The sequence below is a fragment of the Pseudomonas sp. MDT1-17 genome, from assembly GCF_054898105.1.
This window is the reverse complement of the sequence record NZ_JBUBVM010000001.1, coordinates 375,263-392,054: the sequence shown is the minus strand read 5'-3', so window position 1 is coordinate 392,054 and position 16,792 is coordinate 375,263. Positions and strand designations below refer to the sequence as shown.

The 16,792-nt window shown below is 59.2% G+C and carries 16 protein-coding genes; 9 read left to right on the top strand and 7 right to left on the bottom strand.

The genetic code is table 11. The features are described 5' to 3' along the window. Positions 1–100: 100 nt before the first annotated feature. The 3 genes from ACYZTX_RS01660 to ACYZTX_RS01650 form a co-directional block, all read right to left on the bottom strand. Positions 101–658: an L-threonylcarbamoyladenylate synthase gene (locus ACYZTX_RS01660; protein WP_462032676.1), complete on the bottom strand. Its 558-nt coding sequence runs from the start codon at positions 656–658 to the stop codon at positions 101–103. Positions 659–712: 54 nt separating this feature from the next. Further along, a complete protein-coding gene (dprA, locus tag ACYZTX_RS01655) occupies positions 713–1,819 on the bottom strand; it encodes a DNA-processing protein DprA (RefSeq protein WP_462032675.1) in 1,107 nt (368 codons plus the stop codon). Between the two features lie 80 nt (positions 1,820–1,899). Then, complete coding sequence (locus ACYZTX_RS01650) at positions 1,900–2,925, bottom strand: LysM peptidoglycan-binding domain-containing protein (protein ID WP_462032674.1); 1,026 nt, start codon at positions 2,923–2,925, stop codon at positions 1,900–1,902. 172 nt (positions 2,926–3,097) lie between these two features. On the opposite strand from ACYZTX_RS01650, the gene def reads away from it, so the two are divergent. The 5 genes from def (at position 3,098) to ACYZTX_RS01625 (ending at position 7,815) form a co-directional block, all read left to right on the top strand. Continuing rightward, the gene (gene def, locus ACYZTX_RS01645; protein WP_046056612.1) at positions 3,098–3,604 is read left to right on the top strand and encodes a peptide deformylase; all 507 of its coding nucleotides are present in this window, start codon (positions 3,098–3,100) and stop codon (positions 3,602–3,604) included. A gap of 57 nt (positions 3,605–3,661) precedes the next feature. Then, positions 3,662–4,621 (top strand): methionyl-tRNA formyltransferase, encoded by a 960-nt coding sequence (fmt, locus tag ACYZTX_RS01640; RefSeq protein WP_462032673.1) that lies wholly within the window; start codon positions 3,662–3,664, stop codon positions 4,619–4,621. Beyond that, positions 4,618–5,928 carry a 16S rRNA (cytosine(967)-C(5))-methyltransferase RsmB gene (rsmB, locus tag ACYZTX_RS01635; protein WP_462032672.1) on the top strand — a complete coding sequence of 437 codons (1,311 nt, stop codon included), beginning with the start codon at positions 4,618–4,620 and terminating at the stop codon, positions 5,926–5,928. Before fmt ends, rsmB begins: the two co-directional genes overlap by 4 nt. 22 nt (positions 5,929–5,950) lie before the next feature. Beyond that, entirely contained in the window at positions 5,951–7,324 is a 1,374-nt protein-coding gene (gene trkA, locus ACYZTX_RS01630; RefSeq protein ID WP_462032671.1) for a Trk system potassium transporter TrkA, read from the top strand. Positions 7,325–7,500: 176 nt separating this feature from the next. Continuing rightward, positions 7,501–7,815, top strand: a complete 315-nt coding sequence (locus ACYZTX_RS01625) for a tetratricopeptide repeat protein (RefSeq protein ID WP_462032670.1) — start codon at positions 7,501–7,503, stop codon at positions 7,813–7,815. Here the strand turns inward: ACYZTX_RS01625 and ACYZTX_RS01620 are convergent, their stop codons facing one another. The 3 genes from ACYZTX_RS01620 to tag form a co-directional block, all read right to left on the bottom strand. Next, on the bottom strand, positions 7,816–8,055 hold the full coding sequence (locus tag ACYZTX_RS01620) for a PilZ domain-containing protein (RefSeq protein ID WP_462032669.1): 240 nt from the start codon (positions 8,053–8,055) through the stop codon (positions 7,816–7,818). Between the two features lie 73 nt (positions 8,056–8,128). Beyond that, on the bottom strand, positions 8,129–9,016 hold the full coding sequence (locus ACYZTX_RS01615) for a lysophospholipid acyltransferase (RefSeq protein ID WP_462032668.1): 888 nt from the start codon (positions 9,014–9,016) through the stop codon (positions 8,129–8,131). Positions 9,017–9,056: 40 nt separating this feature from the next. Then, entirely contained in the window at positions 9,057–9,614 is a 558-nt protein-coding gene (gene tag / locus ACYZTX_RS01610; protein WP_462032667.1) for a DNA-3-methyladenine glycosylase I, read from the bottom strand. Positions 9,615–9,695: 81 nt separating this feature from the next. Between tag and glyQ the strand changes: the two genes are divergently transcribed. The 4 genes from glyQ to ACYZTX_RS01590 all read left to right on the top strand — a co-directional run bounded on the left by glyQ (position 9,696) and on the right by ACYZTX_RS01590 (position 14,106). Then, positions 9,696–10,649, top strand: coding sequence for a glycine--tRNA ligase subunit alpha (glyQ, locus tag ACYZTX_RS01605; protein ID WP_008155694.1), 954 nt, complete (start codon positions 9,696–9,698; stop codon positions 10,647–10,649). Beyond that, a complete protein-coding gene (glyS, locus tag ACYZTX_RS01600; RefSeq protein WP_462032666.1) occupies positions 10,646–12,700 on the top strand; it encodes a glycine--tRNA ligase subunit beta in 2,055 nt (684 codons plus the stop codon). The genes glyQ and glyS overlap by 4 nt, the downstream gene beginning before the upstream one ends. Before the next feature lie 4 nt (positions 12,701–12,704). After that, positions 12,705–13,244: a D-glycero-beta-D-manno-heptose 1,7-bisphosphate 7-phosphatase gene (gmhB, locus tag ACYZTX_RS01595; RefSeq protein ID WP_462032665.1), complete on the top strand. Its 540-nt coding sequence runs from the start codon at positions 12,705–12,707 to the stop codon at positions 13,242–13,244. An 82-nt stretch (positions 13,245–13,326) separates the two neighbouring features. Beyond that, the gene (locus ACYZTX_RS01590) at positions 13,327–14,106 is read left to right on the top strand and encodes a lysophospholipid acyltransferase family protein (RefSeq protein ID WP_462032664.1); all 780 of its coding nucleotides are present in this window, start codon (positions 13,327–13,329) and stop codon (positions 14,104–14,106) included. A 266-nt stretch (positions 14,107–14,372) separates the two neighbouring features. On the opposite strand, the gene gyrB is transcribed toward ACYZTX_RS01590, so the two are convergent. Continuing rightward, on the bottom strand, positions 14,373–16,790 hold the full coding sequence (gene gyrB / locus ACYZTX_RS01585; RefSeq protein WP_462032663.1) for a DNA topoisomerase (ATP-hydrolyzing) subunit B: 2,418 nt from the start codon (positions 16,788–16,790) through the stop codon (positions 14,373–14,375). Positions 16,791–16,792 lie beyond the last annotated feature (2 nt).

Sequence of the window (16,792 nt, the reverse complement as noted above, 5' to 3'; positions counted from 1 at the left end):
AAGCCCGCTCCCACACTGGATCGTTGTCGAATACAAAATCTGTGTTCGTTGAAGATCTAATGTGGGAGCGGGCTTGCTCGCGAATGCGGACACCTCGGTCTCAGTCCGGGCGCACAACATGCCCAGTCGCCAAATCGCGAATCACACTCGGGTTCTTGCGCCCACCCAAGTTACCGCCCAGCACCAAATCAATCTGCCCACGGAAATACTGCTCGACACGAATCCGCGTCCGCGCCGCCGGCCGGCCCTGTGGATTGGCCGAGGTCGACACCAGCGGCCCCACCAACGCACACAAATCCCGTACATGCGGATGATCGCTGACCCGTAGCGCCACTGTCTCGTGCACACCAGTGATCCACTGCGGCAACAGATTCTGATGCGGCACCAACCAGGTATTCGGCCCCGGCCAGGTGCTGGCCATGCGGTCCATCCACAATTCAGGGAAGTCTTCGAAGAGGAAGTCGAACTGGCGAATGTTGTCGGCGACCAGAATCAGGCCTTTACCCACAGACCGCCCCTTGATCATCAGCAGACGATCCACCGCTTCTTCGTCCCACGGGTCGCAACCCAGGCCCCAGACAGCTTCGGTTGGGTAGGCAATCACCGCCCCTGCGCGAATTGCTCGTGCGGCTTGTCGCACACGCCAACTGTTGACCATGAAAAACTCTCCGGAATAAGGCTCTGCGCAGTTTACCGATCTTCTTTATAAAACCTAGCTCACCCGCGCAAACCAGCGCCCGCTTTCGCAGACCGCACGGCCGTCCATTTCCAGCTCCGTCAGCGCTGCCAGCACTTTGGGCAAGGCCCAGCCGCTGCTGACAGACAATGCTTCACTGGTATGGGGCGCCGCGTGAAGCAGCATCAGCAAGGGATGAGTCGCCGCCACCGAGGGCGTCTCTGTGGATAACGGCAACCGTTGCCAGCCACGCAAGGCTTCGAGGATATGCTCGATGGTTTCCACCAGCACCGCGCCGTCGCGGATCAGCTGATGACACCCCTTGGCACCAGGGTGGTGGATCGACCCCGGAATCGCATACACCTCGCGCCCTTGTTCCGCCGCCAGCCTCGCGGTGATCAACGAACCACTGGCGACACTCGCCTCGACCACCAGCACGCCGAGGGACAAACCGCTGATGATTCGATTGCGCCGCGGAAAGTTGCTGGCGCTGGGACCGGCGTCCAGCGGGAACTCCGAAATCACCGCGCTGCCCGAGTCGATCATGGCGTCCGCCAGTCGTTGATTGCGCTGTGGATAAAACTTTTCAAGTCCCGTGCCAAGTACACCGACCGTTCGCCCGCCCACATCCAAAGCGGCTTGATGCGCGGCAGCATCAATGCCCAGCGCCAAACCGCTGGTAATGACAAAACCGGCGCCGGCCAAACTGCGGGAAAAAGCGGCGGCGGTGTCCATGCCCGGTCGCGAAGCGCGACGACTGCCGACCATCGCCAGCTGCGGTTTTTCCAGAATGCCCGGATCGCCGGCAACGAATAACAGCGGCGGCGCATCACTGATTTCGGCCAGCAGCGCCGGGTAGTCAGGTTGGTCCCACATCAGTAAATGCTGGCCCGGGCGCTCTAACCAGGCCAATGCGTGACCCGCACCATCGCGGATTTCAGTGGAGCGTCTGGCCTCCGCGCAAGCCAGGGGCAAACCCAGAGAACGCCAAGCGCTGGCAGGCGCGCTGATAGCCTTGGAGGCCGAGCCGAACGCCTCAAGCAATTTCTTGAAACGCGCAGGGCCGAGCTCCGGTAGTCGATGCAGACGTAAACGAGCTTCCAGTTCCGCAGGGGAAACCGGTGGAAAAGCTAACGGTGACATGGATCATCCTTGATCGTTATTAGCCCCGTTCAAACGGGAATAAGCTGTGGATAACTCTGTTGGTAACTTGTTGAACATGCTTACGGATTTCGCACCTTGTCCAGGACCGCCAGGGAGCGTGATGCGTTGAGCACCAGCCCGTAACTGAGCTTGTCATAGGTGCGGAAAACCATCAGCAAACCGGCGCGCTCATCCGGGATTTTCAGTGGCTGGCCGGTGATCCGGTCACGCACGGTTTCGCCGGTTTTCATCACCACCAGCACATTGCCTTCGGCGAGACCATCGCGCCGGCCCTTGTTCAGCGTGACCACATCCAGTGCGCCAATCTGAGTGACACCGCGCGGCACGTCGATGATCAACCCGTTGATCTCGGTTGTTGGCGCACTGGGCATGAAGGTCGAGTTGATCGATCGCTCTTCACCGCTGAACAAGCGGTCGCCGAGGCGGACCTCTTGAGTGGTGCGTTGTAGCGCGAGGGTGGCGACGTCGCCTTCGGTGGCCACAATCTCGCCGCCGCCGATGGCGTCGGCATTGATCCCCAAAAACTCTTTACTGTCAGGGTCGGTGTAGATCTTGCCCTGTCGGAAGATGCCGTAAACAGGCTGAGCCGGGTCGAAGTGGCCACGAGCAAAGATTCGGTCACCGGTGCCACTGAGTACGCGCTCGGCATCGCCGGCGACGATGTAAGGCGCCTTGTCGAAGTCTTCGACCTTATCGACGATCCGGTTGCTCAGCAGAAAGCTGTTGATCGACTTCAGCGGAATGCTCGGGATGGCGTCGGCGACCGGGCTGCTGCGGATGCGTGGCGAAAGCTTGATGGTGCCCCGGGAAGCGCCGCGGTTAAGGGTCAGGCGCGGCTGGCCATTGACGTAAACCAGCGAAAGCGAGTCGCCGGGGTAGATGAGATTGGGGTTTTCAATTTGTGGATTGGCCTGCCAGAGCTCCGGCCATTTCCACGGTTCACGCAGGAATTTCCCCGATATGTCCCAGAGTGTGTCACCCGATACCACGGTGTATTTCTGTGGAAAACCTTCCTTGAGTTGCACTTGCCCGTGCGCCAAACCGGCCGAGGCCAGAAGGAGCAAGGCGAGTAGTGATTTCCTCATGCGGTGAATCCCTTTATTATGTGCGTTCGCGTGAAACGCCAGAGCCCTCGTGGCTCGCTCCTGACTCTTCACCAAAAAGAAAAGGGAGCTACGCTTCACAACGGTAGCCTGCATCTTCGGACCCGCCAGGCCATCGACCCGACATTACCTCACACGTGCAGCAATTACGCTTATGGCCATTTTAGACATCCTCGAATTCCCCGACTCGCGCCTGCGCACTATCGCCAAACCTGTGGCCGTAGTGGACGACGAAGTGCGTCAGTTGGTCGATGACATGTTTGAAACAATGTATGAAGCGCCAGGCATCGGCCTCGCCGCGACCCAGGTCAACGTGCACAAACGTATCGTCGTGATGGACCTCTCCGAAGACCGCAGCGAACCACGGGTGTTCATCAACCCCGAGTTCGAAACCCTGACCGACGAGATGGAGCAATATCAGGAAGGCTGCCTCTCTGTGCCGGGCTTCTACGAAAACGTCGATCGCCCGCAGAAGGTCAAGATCAAGGCCCTGGACCGCGACGGCCAACCTTACGAACTGATTGCCGAAGGCCTGCTCGCCGTGTGCATCCAGCATGAATGCGACCACCTGAACGGCAAATTGTTCGTCGACTACCTGTCCAATCTCAAACGCGACCGAATCAAGAAGAAACTGGAAAAGCTCCATCGCCAGAACGCTTGATGCCCTCCTTTCAAAGGCTTGCTGCGGCAAGCCTTTTTCTTTTCAGAGATTGCTTCCATGACTGAGCCACTGCGCATCGTCTTTGCCGGCACCCCGGAATTCGCCGCCGATCACCTCAAGGCCCTGCTCGACAGCCCTTATGAGATCGTCGCGGTCTACACCCAACCGGACCGTCCGGCGGGTCGTGGGCAAAAGCTGATGCCAAGCCCGGTCAAGCAACTGGCGCTGGAAAACAACATCCCGGTGCTGCAACCGCCGACGCTGCGCAATGAAGACGCTCAGGCTGAACTGGCCGCGCTCAAGCCGGACTTGCTGGTGGTAGTCGCCTACGGCCTGATCCTGCCGCAAGTGGTGCTGGATATTCCGCGCCTGGGCTGCATCAACAGCCATGCCTCCTTGCTGCCACGCTGGCGCGGTGCGGCGCCAATCCAGCGCGCCGTTGAAGCGGGCGACAGCGAAAGCGGCGTGACGGTGATGCGCATGGAACTGGGCCTCGACACCGGACCGATGCTGCTGAAGGTCACCACGCCGATCACCGGTGAAGACACCGGCGGCAGTCTCCACGACCGTTTGGCCGAAATGGGCCCACCGGCGGTGATCCAGGCGATTGCCGGCCTCGCCGCCGGAACGCTGGAAGGCGAAGTGCAGGACGACAGCCTCGCCACTTATGCTCACAAATTGAACAAAGACGAGGCACGCATCGACTGGAGCCGTCCAGCCGTTGAGTTGGAACGCCTTGTCCGCGCCTTCAACCCGTGGCCCATCACCCACAGCACGCTGAATGGCGAAGCATTGAAGGTGCTGGCCGCCAACCTGGCTGAAGGGCTGGGCGCACCGGGGGAAATCCTCAGCGCCAGCAAGGACGGTCTGATCATCGCCTGCGGTGAGCAGGCACTGTGTCTGACCCGTCTGCAATTGCCCGGCGGCAAGGCGCTGAACTTCAGCGACTTGTTCAATAGCCGTCGTGAGAAATTCGCCGTCGGCACCGTGCTTGGTCAAGCGGCGGACGCTCAATGAATCCACGTCTGGCCGCCGCCAAGGCACTTGCTGCTGTTCTTAACGGAAAAGCCTCACTCAATAGTTCCCTGCCGACACAGATGGACAAGGTCGAAGACCGCGACCGCGGCTTCACCCAAGACCTGGCGTTTGGCACCGCACGCTGGCAGCCGCGTTTGTCGGCGCTGGCGGCAAAATTGCTGCAGAAGCCGTTCAAGGCAGCCGACGCCGATGTCGAAGCGCTGTTGCTGGTCGGTCTCTATCAACTGCTCTACACCCGGGTCCCGGCCCACGCCGCCATCGGTGAAACCGTGGGTTGCGCCGACAAGCTGAAAAAGCCGTGGGCCAAGGCTTTGCTCAACGCCGTGTTGCGTCGCGCCCAGCGGGAAAGCGAAGCGCTGCTGGCCGAGCTGGAACATGACCCGGTGGTGCGCACCGCCCATCCGCGCTGGCTGCAAAAATCCCTCAAGGCTTTCTGGCCTGAACAGTGGGAAGCCATTTGTTCAGCGAACAACGCGCACCCGCCGATGATTCTGCGAGTCAACCGTCGCCATCACACCCGCGATGCTTATCTCGTGTTGCTGAGCGAAGCCGGCATCGCCGCCACGCCGTGCGTTTACAGTCAGGACGGCATCATCCTCGACGCCGCCGCCGACGTGCGCAGCCTGCCGGGTTTCGCCGAAGGCTGGATCAGCGTGCAGGATGAAGCGGCGCAACTGGCCGCCGACCTGCTCGACCTGGCGCCAGGCCAACGGGTGCTGGACGCTTGCTGCGCGCCGGGCGGCAAGACCTGTCACATTCTTGAAGCCGAGCCGGCACTCGCCGGCGTCGTGGCAGTGGACCTGGAAGCCAAACGTCTGGTGCGAGTGCGGGAAAACCTCGCACGTCTGGGCCTCAGCGCCGAACTGATCGCCGCCGACGGCCGCGACACCGCCACCTGGTGGGACGGCAAACCGTTCCAACGCATTCTGCTGGACGCGCCATGCTCGGCCACCGGTGTGATCCGTCGCCATCCCGACATCAAACTGACCCGCCAACCCGATGACATCGGCGCACTGGCGGTGCTTCAAGGTGAACTGCTCGACGCCATGTGGCTAACGCTGGAAGTCGGCGGCATTCTGCTTTATGCAACATGCTCCACGCTACCGACCGAGAACACTGAAGTCATCGAAGCGTTCCTCGCTCGTACGCCGGGCGCCCGTGAACTGGACCTCGCCACTGCGGCCGGCATCAAGCAGCCTCATGGTCGCCAGTTGCTGGCCCAGGAAGGCGGCCACGACGGGTTCTACTACGCCAAGCTGATCAAGATCGCCGCCACGCGCGGTTAAATGGACTCAAGGGAGTAACTGGATGAAAATCATCATCCTCGGTGCGGGGCAGGTCGGCGGTTCGCTGGCAGAACATTTGGCCAGTGAGGCCAACGACATCACCGTCGTCGACACCGACAGCGAGCGCCTGCGCGATCTCGGTGATCGGCTGGACATCCGCACCGTGCAAGGCCGCGGCTCACTGCCGACGGTGCTGCGTCAGGCCGGCGCGGACGACGCCGACATGCTGGTGGCGGTGACCAACAGCGATGAAACCAACATGGTTGCCTGCCAGGTTGCCCACACCCTGTTCCACACCCCGACCAAGATCGCCCGGGTGCGCGAAGCCGCGTACCTGACTCGCTCCGAGCTGTTCGACAACGAAGCGATTCCGGTGGATGTGCTGATCAGCCCGGAGCAAGTGGTCACCAATTACATCAAGCGCCTGATCCAACACCCGGGCGCCTTACAGGTAATCGATTTCGCCGAAGGCAAGGCGCAATTGGTGGCGGTCAAGGCGTACTACGGCGGCCCGTTGGTGGGACAGCAGCTGCGCCAGTTGCGTGAACACATGCCGAATGTCGAAACCCGCGTGGCGGCGATTTTCCGTCGCGATCGGCCGATCCTGCCGCAGGGCGATACGGTGATCGAGGCGGACGACGAAGTGTTTTTCATCGCCGCCAAAGCGAATATCCGCGCGGTGATGAGCGAAATGCGCCGCCTCGATGAGAGCTACAAGCGCATCGTTATCGCCGGTGGCGGACAGATTGGTGAGCGTCTGGCCGAGGCCATTGAAAGTCGTTACCAGGTGAAGATCATCGAGATGAACCCGGCGCGCTGCCGTCATCTCTCGGACACCCTCGACAGCACCGTGGTGTTGCAGGGCAGCGCATCGGATCGGGATTTGCTGATGGAGGAGAATATCGCCGACGCCGACCTTTTCCTGGCCCTGACCAACGACGACGAAGCCAACATCATGTCGTCGCTGCTGGCCAAGCGCCTGGGTGCGAAGAAGGTGATGACCATCATCAACAACCCGGCCTACGTCGACCTGATCCAGGGCGGCGACATCGACATCGCCATTAGCCCCCAATTGGCGACCATCGGCACCTTGCTGGCCCACGTGCGCCGTGGCGATATCGTCAGCGTGCACTCATTGCGCCGGGGTGCGGCGGAAGCCATCGAGGCGATTGCCCACGGTGATGAGAAGTCGAGTAAGGTCATCGGCAAGTCCATTGAGAACATTGGCTTGCCGCCGGGCACCACCATTGGCGCAATCATCCGCGACGAAGAAGTGATCATTGCCCACGACGACACGGTGATCGCGGCGGGCGACCATGTGATTCTGTTCCTTGTGGATAAGAAGCATATTCGGGATGTGGAGAAGCTGTTCCATGTGGGGCTCAGTTTCTTCTGATCTGTGACTTTGGGCGCCTGGACTGGCCTCTTCGCGAGCAGGCTCGCTCCCACAGTGGATTTCTGCCGTACACAAATATGTGTTCACTGAAGATCTACTGTGGGAGCGAGCCTGCTCGCGAAAGGGGTCGTTCAGAGAAACTTCCCTTCCTGATTCTCATCAACAAGGAATTCACCATGCTCGAATCCCTGGAAAAAATGCTCGCCAAGGGTGTGGATAACTCATTGCTGCGCTTCGGGCTGGGCAAGGGTTACCTGGATCTTGGGGATAACGCCAGGGCCGCCGAGCATTTCCAGCGTTGCGTCGAATTCGATCCGAAGTATTCGGCGGCCTGGAAGCTATTGGGCAAGGCCCATCTGGCGCTGGCGGACTATCCGGCCGCACGCCACGCGTGGGAACAGGGCCTGGAAGCCGCTCGAGCCCATGGCGACAAGCAGGCAGAAAAGGAAATGGTGGTGTTTCTGAAGAAGCTCGAGCGTCAGGCTCACTGATCAGAGGTAACGCAGGCCAATGCCCTCGGCGTCCACAAGCACCACTTCCATGCGCACGCGCGGCGCGCCTGTGGGTAAGTCCTGCACTTGACCGTAAACCACCGCGCCCTTGGGTAACGCCGACAAACCAGGATGCTTGACGTAGACACCTGTCGTCGACAGGTTACGTGTCTGGCCCAGGCATTCGCCGAAGCTGTCGTGAATGATCTTGATACGAAACGATCTGAGGTGTTCGGACATCTTCTGCGCCCTTCATTGAACGGTTGTGGATAACCCTGCACCCAAAGTTACCCACAGATCGTGCCAAATCAACTCAATACCAGCGTTCTTCACCTGGCGGACGCTTCTTGAAGCGCTTCATGCTCCACATGTACTGGCTCGGATACGCCCGCACATAGCGTTCGACTACCTGGCTCATGGCCGCGCAGGACGTCTCGGTATCGGTGCTGTACATGGCTTCTGGCGCGGCTTCGAGGATCACTTTGTAACCCGAACCGTCCGGCAGACGTAGCGCATGCAGGAACACGCCGACCGCTTTGCCGCCGGCGAGCATGTTCGGTACGAACTTGCTGGTCAGGGCCTGTGTGGCAAAGAACGGCACGAAGATCCCGGCGGATTCGGACGGTTCCGGGTCAGCGGGAATGCCTACTGCACCACCTTTGCGCACTTCCTTGATGACGCTGAGGATGCCTTCCTTGGTGGAAGCAGCCACCCGGTTGCCCAATTGCACCCGCTGCTTGCGCAGCAAGTCATCCACCGCCTTGAGCTTGGGCGGACGGTAGAAAATGATCGGTTTGCACTGGTTGCAATAGAAGTGGTTCAACACTTCCCAGTTGCCCAGGTGGCTGGTGATGCCGACCACGCCTTTGCCGGAGGCGAGGGCATCCTTGAGCACATCGAGACCTTCGACTTCGCGCACCAGATCAATGGAACGCTGAGCCGGCCAGATCCACGCGCAAGCGCTTTCGGTCAGGGACTTGCCAATGTCTTTCAGGCTCTGGCCCACCAGACGCTCGCGTTCGGCCGGGTCCATCTGCGGAAAGCACTTGGCGAGGTTGATCCGCACCACGTCGCGGGAACGGTTGGGGGTTTTCCACATGATCCAGCCAATTGCTGAACCCACCACCTGCACTGCCCGCCAAGGAAGCAGGGCAAACAGACGCAGAGCGCCTACCAGCAAGGCGCCTTTCAACTTATCCACAGGTCACTCCTGATCTTGTGCTGTGCGCGAGGCGGCTATTCTAACCGCCGTTCGCCAAGGTGGCGTAGCGATCGCAATCCCGAGTGTGGTCCATGACCATGCCCGAAGCCTGCATCAACGCGTAACAAATGGTCGGGCCGACGAAGGTGAAGCCGGCTTTTTTCAGGCCTTTGCTCATCTCGACGGCGACCGGTGTCACGGCCGGCACTTCACTGCGATCCTTGAAATGATTGATCACAGGCGTGCCGCCAACGAAGGACCAGAGAAACGCCACCGGATCTTCCAGCGCCAGCCAGGCCTGGGCATTGCGCCGGGCCGCGTTGAGTTTGAGGCGATTGCGAATGATGCCCGGATCGAGCATCAATTCATCGATTTCGGCGTCGCTCATTTGCGCCACGCGCTGTACGTCAAAGCCAAACAGCACCTCGCGATAACGCTCACGTTTACGCAGCACGGTGATCCAGGAAAGGCCGGCCTGGAACCCTTCGAGTAAAAGCAACTCGAACAATCCCTGTGCATCGCGTAGCGGCGTACCCCACTCCTGATCGTGATAAGCCATGTACAGCGGATCTTCGGAACACCAAAAGCAGCGTGGCATAAGGCTCCAGGGGGCGTGCGCAGGACCGAATCGGGTATACTCCCGCTCTTTAAATCGCAGCCCAAGAAACAGGTGAATTTCGTGAGCCAGCCTACGCCAGCCGTGCGTACCTTCCAAGACTTGATCCTCGCCCTCCAGCAATACTGGGCCGAGCAAGGTTGTGTGGTACTTCAGCCCTACGATATGGAAGTAGGCGCCGGGACTTTCCACACTGCCACGTTTCTGCGCGCCATTGGCCCGGAAACCTGGAACGCCGCTTATGTGCAGCCCAGTCGTCGCCCGACTGACGGCCGCTACGGCGAAAACCCGAACCGTCTGCAGCACTACTACCAATTCCAGGTCGTGCTGAAGCCGAACCCGGACAACTTCCAGGAACTGTACCTGGGCTCCCTGAAGCACGTCGGCCTGGACCCGCTGGTCCACGACATTCGCTTCGTTGAAGACAACTGGGAATCGCCGACGCTGGGCGCCTGGGGCCTGGGCTGGGAAGTCTGGCTCAACGGCATGGAAGTGACGCAGTTCACTTACTTCCAGCAAGCGGGCGGCATCGAGTGCTACCCGGTGACCGGCGAGATCACTTACGGTCTCGAGCGCCTGGCCATGTACCTGCAAGGCGTGGACTCGGTCTACGACCTGGTCTGGGCTGACGGCCCGATGGGCAAAGTGACCTACGGCGACGTGTTCCACCAGAACGAAGTGGAGCAGTCGACCTACAACTTCGAACACGCCAACGTCGAGAAGCTGTTCGAACTGTTCGATTTCTACGAAAGCGAGGCCAAGCGCCTGATCGAACTCGACCAGCCGCTGCCGTTGCCGAGCTACGAAATGGTGTTGAAGGCGTCCCATACCTTCAACCTGCTGGATGCTCGCCGGGCGATCTCGGTGACCGCGCGTCAGCAGTACATTCTGCGTGTCCGCACTCTGGCGCGTTCCGTTGCGCAAGCCTACCTGCTGGCTCGCGCCAAGCTGGGCTTCCCGATGGCGACCCCGGACCTGCGTGATGAAGTGTTGGCTAAGCTGGAGGCTGCACAATGAGTGCTCAAGATTTTCTGGTTGAACTGGGCACCGAAGAACTGCCACCCAAAGCCCTGAACTCCCTGGCCGACGCGTTTCTGGCCGGTATCGACAAGGGCCTGCAAGCCGCAGGCCTGAACTACGAGACCAAAACCGTCTACGCCGCGCCACGTCGCCTGGCTGTGCTGATCACTTCGCTGTCGACTCAGCAGCCGGATCGCAGCATTAACCTCGATGGCCCGCCACGTCAGGCCGCGTTCGATGCCGAAGGCAATCCGACTCAAGCGGCACTGGGCTTCGCCAAGAAGTGCGGCGTCGACCTGAGCGAAATCGATCAAAGCGGTCCGAAACTGCGCTACAGCCAAAGCATCGCCGGCAAGCCGACCGCGAGCCTGATGCCAACGATCGTCGAAGACTCCCTGAACGACCTGCCTATCCCCAAGCGCATGCGCTGGGGTGCTCGCAAGGAAGAGTTCGTTCGCCCGACCCAGTGGCTGGTGATGCTGCTCGGTGACCACGTCATCGATTGCACCATCCTCGCGCAAAAGTCCGGCCGCGATTCCCGTGGTCACCGCTTCCACCATCCTGAAAGCGTGCGCATCACCTCGCCGGCCAACTACCTCAGCGATCTGCGTGCTGCCTATGTATTGGCCGACGGCAACGAGCGTCGCGAGCTGATCAGCAAGCGCGTCGAAGAGCTGGCAACGATGCAGGAAGGTACTGCAATCGTTCCGCCAGCCCTGCTCGACGAAGTGACCGCGTTGGTTGAATGGCCGGTGCCGCTGGTGTGCTCGTTCGAGGAACGTTTCCTCGACGTGCCGCAAGAAGCGCTGATCACCACCATGCAGGACAACCAGAAGTATTTCTGCCTGCTGGATGCCGACGGCAAGTTGCTGCCTCGTTTCATTACCGTGGCCAACATCGAAAGCAAAGACCCGCAGCAGATCATCGCCGGTAACGAGAAAGTGGTTCGCCCACGCCTGACCGACGCCGAGTTCTTCTTCAAGCAAGACAAGAAGCAGAAACTCGAAGACTTCAACCTGCGTCTGCAGAACGTGGTGTTCCAGGAAAAACTCGGCAGCGTCTACGACAAGGCCGAGCGCGTTTCCAAACTCGCCGCGTTTATCGCTCAGCGCATTGGCGGTAACGCCGCCTGGGCTTCCCGCGCTGGCCTGCTGTCCAAGTGCGACCTGGCGACCGAGATGGTCGGCGAGTTCCCGGAGATGCAAGGTGTCGCCGGTTATTACTACGCCCTCAACGACGGCGAGCCGCAAGATGTTGCACTGGCCCTGAACGAGCAATACATGCCGCGCGGTGCCGGCGCTGAACTGCCGACTACCCTGACCGGTGCGGCCGTGGCTATCGCGGACAAGCTCGACACGCTGGTCGGCATTTTCGGCATCGGCATGCTGCCGACCGGTAGCAAAGACCCGTATGCCCTGCGCCGTGCAGCGCTGGGTGTATTGCGAATCCTGATCGACAAGAAACTTGACCTCGACCTGAACGACGCCGTGGCTTTCGCCGTGAATGCGTTCGGTACCAAGATCAAGGCCGCAGGCCTGAACGACTCGGTGCTGGAGTTTATCTTCGACCGTCTGCGTGCCCGTTATGAAGACGAAGGCGTTGATGTCGGGACGTACCTGTCGGTGCGTGCCCTGAAGCCGGGTTCGGCGCTGGACTTCGATCAGCGCGTACAAGCGGTAGAGGCGTTCCGTAAGTTACCGGAAGCCGCTGCCCTGGCCGCAGTGAACAAGCGCGTTTCGAACTTGCTGAGCAAGGTAGAAGGTTCTGTTCCTTCGGTCGTGGAAGCCAAGTACTTCGACAACGCCAACGAGTTCTCCCTGTATTCGGCGATCCAGCAGGCTGACCAGGCTGTCCAGCCGATGGCCGCTGCACGTCAGTACAGCGAATCGCTGGCACGTCTGGCTGCCCTGCGCGAGCCGGTGGATGCGTTCTTTGAAGCGGTGATGGTCAACGCCGAAGATGCCAAGGTGCGCGCCAACCGTTATGCGTTGCTGGCACGTCTGCGTGGGCTGTTCCTCGGCGTCGCTGACATTTCGCTGCTGGGCTGAGGGGTTGCTGTTGAAACTGCTGATTCTCGATCGGGACGGGGTGATCAATTATGACTCCGACGCTTACATCAAGTCGGTGGAGGAGTGGATTGCGCTCCCCGGTGCGATCGAAGCCATCGCGCAGTTGAGCAAGGCCGGCTGGACGGTAGCGGTGGCTACCAACCAGTCGGGCATCGCTCGCGGCTATTACGACATCGCCACCCTGGATGCCATGCACGAGCGCTTGCGCTCGTTGGTGGCGGATCAGGGTGGTGAGGTCGGGCTGATCGTCTATTGCCCGCACGGGCCGGATGAGGGCTGCGATTGCCGCAAGCCAAAACCCGGGATGTTGAAAACCATCGCCGCTCATTACAACGTATCGCTGACGAATCTATGGTTCGTCGGCGACAGTCTCGGTGACCTGGAAGCCGCCAAAGCCGTCGATTCTCAGCCAGTTTTAGTTAAGACCGGGAAAGGCGAAAAGACTTTGGGCAAAACCCTACCGGCGGGCACCTTGATTTTTGACGATCTCGCGGCGATTGCCGCAGAACTTATCCACAATTAGAGCGTTTTCGAGATTCCTGACCAAGGATTGATCGGGAGTGCGCTTTATATAGACGGGCAGAGCCCGCACGGTAAACGTCGCCATGTCGATACTGCAGGCCATCAGAACGTTCCTCTTTTATCTGTTGCTGGGCACCAGCTCTTTGCTTTGGTGCAGCCTGAGCTTTTTCATCGCGCCTTTTCTGCCGTTCAAGGCCCGATATCGCTTCATTAATGTGTACTGGTGCCGCTGTGCCTTATGGTTGAGCAAAGTATTTCTGGGTATCAGCTACGAAATCAAAGGCGCCGAGCATGTGCCCAACCAGCCCTGCGTGATTCAGTCGAACCACCAGAGCACGTGGGAGACGTTCTTTCTATCGGCTTACTTCGAGCCGTTGAGCCAGGTGCTCAAACGTTCATTGCTGTTCGTGCCGTTCTTCGGCTGGGCGATGGCCATGCTGCGACCGATCGCCATCGACCGAGACAACCCGAAAGCCGCGCTCAAACATGTGGCGAAGAAGGGCCATGAGTTGCTGAAGGATGGCGTTTGGGTGCTGATCTTCCCAGAGGGGACACGCGTTCCTTACGGGACTATCGGAAAATTCTCTCGGGGTGGTACCGCTTTGGCGGTCAATGCCGCACTTCCGGTGCTGCCGATTGCACACAATGCTGGCAAGTTCTGGCCAAAAACCGGTTGGGCGAAAAAGCAGGGCGTGATCACCGTGATCATCGGCGAACCGATGTATGCCGAGGGCAGCGGGCCGCGGGCCATTGCTGCATTGAACGACCGGGTTCAAGCCTGGAACGAGCAGATGCAACGGGACATGGGTTCGTTGCCACCGGCCCCTCAAGCGCCAGCCGCGACTGATCAAATGGCTGTCTGAGATTCTGTGGATAACCTGTGTACCGTTTTACCGAAAACTAGCTTTTTATGATCGTATCTTTATGATTTATATACATATTTATTAATCTCATAAAACTCGGCAAATGGTGCATAAGTTTTTTTTGGGCGCAAAAAAACCGGCTGATATAGCCGGTTTTTTTATGCCCGCGATTTGCAATGTTTTTCGCTTCTGCGACCATTTTTTGATGAGATAAAAAAAGGCCAACACTACGTGTTGGCCTTTTTTCATTTGGCAGGTTCGCTGGATCAGAAGTCCAGGTTGGAAACCGCCAGAGCATTACTTTCGATGAATTCACGACGAGGCTCGACCGCATCACCCATCAGGGTGTTGAAGATCTGGTCTGCGCCAATGGCGTCTTCGATGGTCACTTTAAGCATCCGGCGCTGGCTTGGGTCCATGGTGGTTTCCCACAGCTGATCCGGGTTCATTTCACCCAGACCTTTGTATCGCTGGATGGTGTGACGCTTGGTGCTTTCAGTCATCAACCATTCAAGGGCTTCCTTGAACTCGGTGACCGGCTTCTTGCGCTCGCCACGCTGGATGTACGCGCCGTCGTCCAGCAAGGTGCTCAATTGAGCGCCCAGAGAAACCACAGTCTTGTAATCGTTGCTGCCGAAGAAATCGCGGTTGAAAGTGACGTAGTTCGACAAGCCGTGGGAGATCAGTTCGACCTCAGGCAGCCAGACATTACGTTCACGGTCTTCACGCAGGCTGGCTTTATAAACCAGGCCAGACTTCTCGACGGTGCGCAGGCGAACTTCGTACCGGGCCAGCCAATCCTGCATCGCTGCGTGATCGGACAGTTGCTCCATGCTCACTGCCGGCAGGTAGATGAAGTGCTCGGTCAGTTCCTGTGGGTACAGGCGCGACAGACGCTTGAGGGTCTTCATCACCAGACGGAAGTCATTCACCAACCGCTCCAGGGCGGGTCCGGAAATACCCGGTGCCTCCTCGTTCAAGTGCAGGCTCGCGTCTTCCAGGGCCGACTGCGTCATGTACTCTTCCATGGCGTCGTCGTCTTTGATGTATTGCTCTTGCTTGCCCTTCTTGACCTTGTACAGCGGTGGCTGAGCAATGTAGATGTAGCCGCGCTCGATCAGTTCCGGCAACTGGCGGAAGAAGAAGGTCAGCAACAGAGTACGGATGTGCGAACCGTCGACGTCAGCATCGGTCATGATGATGATGTTGTGGTAGCGCAGCTTCGCGATGTTGTACTCGTCGCGGCCAATGCCGCAGCCCAGCGCGGTGATCAAGGTACCCACTTCTTGCGAAGAGATCATCTTGTCGAAACGCGCCTTCTCGACGTTCAGGATCTTGCCTTTCAGCGGCAGGATGGCCTGGGTTTTACGGTTACGTCCCTGCTTGGCGGAGCCGCCAGCAGAGTCACCTTCCACGAGGTACAGTTCGGAAAGGGCAGGGTCTTTTTCCTGGCAGTCAGCCAGTTTGCCCGGCAGGCCGGCGATATCCAGCGCGCCCTTACGGCGGGTCATCTCGCGGGCTTTACGCGCCGCTTCACGAGCACGAGCCGCATCGATCATCTTGCCGACGACCAGCTTGGCTTCGTTCGGGTTTTCCAACAGGAAGTCGGAGAAGTACTTGCCCATTTCCTGTTCGACCGCGGTCTTCACTTCGGAAGAAACCAGCTTGTCTTTGGTCTGGGAGCTGAACTTCGGATCCGGCACTTTTACCGAGATGATCGCGGTCAGGCCTTCACGGGCATCGTCACCGGTGGTCGCGACTTTGTGTTTCTTCGCCAGACCTTCAGCTTCGATGTAGGTGTTCAGGTTACGCGTCAGTGCGGAACGGAAACCCACCAGGTGAGTACCGCCATCGCGCTGCGGAATGTTGTTGGTGAAGCACAACAGGTTCTCGTTGAAGCTGTCGTTCCACTGCAGGGCGATTTCCACGCCGATGCCGTCTTCGCGCTGGATATTGAAGTGGAACACTTGGTTGACCGGGGTCTTGTTGGTGTTCAGGTATTCAACGAACGCACGCAGGCCACCTTCGTACTTGAACAACTCTTCCTTGCCGCTGCGTTCATCCTTGAGGACGATGCCGACACCGGAGTTGAGGAAGGACAGCTCACGAATTCGCTTGGCCAGGATGTCCCAGCTGAAGTGGATGTTCTTGAACGTCAGATCAGACGGTTTGAAGTGAATCTGGGTACCGGTGGTTTCGCTTTCACCGACGATTTTCATCGGTTCTTGTGGAACACCGTGAATGTAGGTCTGTTCCCAGATCTTGCCGCTACGGCGAACGGTCAGAACCAGCTCTTCAGACAGAGCGTTCACCACCGACACACCTACACCGTGCAGGCCGCCGGAGACTTTGTAGGAGTTGTCATCGAACTTACCGCCGGCGTGCAGCACGGTCATGATGACCTCGGCTGCCGAAACGCCTTCTTCTTTGTGCACGTCTACCGGGATGCCACGACCGTTGTCGCGAACGGTGATGGATTCGTCCGGGTGGATGATGATGCTGATGTCGTCGCAGTGGCCGGCGAGAGCTTCGTCGATCGAGTTATCGACCACTTCGAACACCATGTGGTGTAGACCGCTGCCATCGTCGGTGTCACCAATGTACATACCGGGACGTTTGCGTACGGCATCCAGGCCTTTCAGCACTTTAATGCTCGTTGAGTCGTACGTATTTTCTTCGCTCAATG

Coding starts and splice junctions, on each gene's coding strand:
- ACYZTX_RS01660 (WP_462032676.1), bottom strand. CDS start 658: ATGGTCAACAGTTGGCGTGTGCGACAAGCCGCACGAGCAATTCGCGCA.
- dprA (WP_462032675.1), bottom strand. CDS start 1,819: ATGTCACCGTTAGCTTTTCCACCGGTTTCCCCTGCGGAACTGGAAGCT.
- ACYZTX_RS01650 (WP_462032674.1), bottom strand. CDS start 2,925: ATGAGGAAATCACTACTCGCCTTGCTCCTTCTGGCCTCGGCCGGTTTG.
- def (WP_046056612.1), top strand. CDS start 3,098: ATGGCCATTTTAGACATCCTCGAATTCCCCGACTCGCGCCTGCGCACT.
- fmt (WP_462032673.1), top strand. CDS start 3,662: ATGACTGAGCCACTGCGCATCGTCTTTGCCGGCACCCCGGAATTCGCC.
- rsmB (WP_462032672.1), top strand. CDS start 4,618: ATGAATCCACGTCTGGCCGCCGCCAAGGCACTTGCTGCTGTTCTTAAC.
- trkA (WP_462032671.1), top strand. CDS start 5,951: ATGAAAATCATCATCCTCGGTGCGGGGCAGGTCGGCGGTTCGCTGGCA.
- ACYZTX_RS01625 (WP_462032670.1), top strand. CDS start 7,501: ATGCTCGAATCCCTGGAAAAAATGCTCGCCAAGGGTGTGGATAACTCA.
- ACYZTX_RS01620 (WP_462032669.1), bottom strand. CDS start 8,055: ATGTCCGAACACCTCAGATCGTTTCGTATCAAGATCATTCACGACAGC.
- tag (WP_462032667.1), bottom strand. CDS start 9,614: ATGCCACGCTGCTTTTGGTGTTCCGAAGATCCGCTGTACATGGCTTAT.
- glyS (WP_462032666.1), top strand. CDS start 10,646: ATGAGTGCTCAAGATTTTCTGGTTGAACTGGGCACCGAAGAACTGCCA.
- ACYZTX_RS01590 (WP_462032664.1), top strand. CDS start 13,327: ATGTCGATACTGCAGGCCATCAGAACGTTCCTCTTTTATCTGTTGCTG.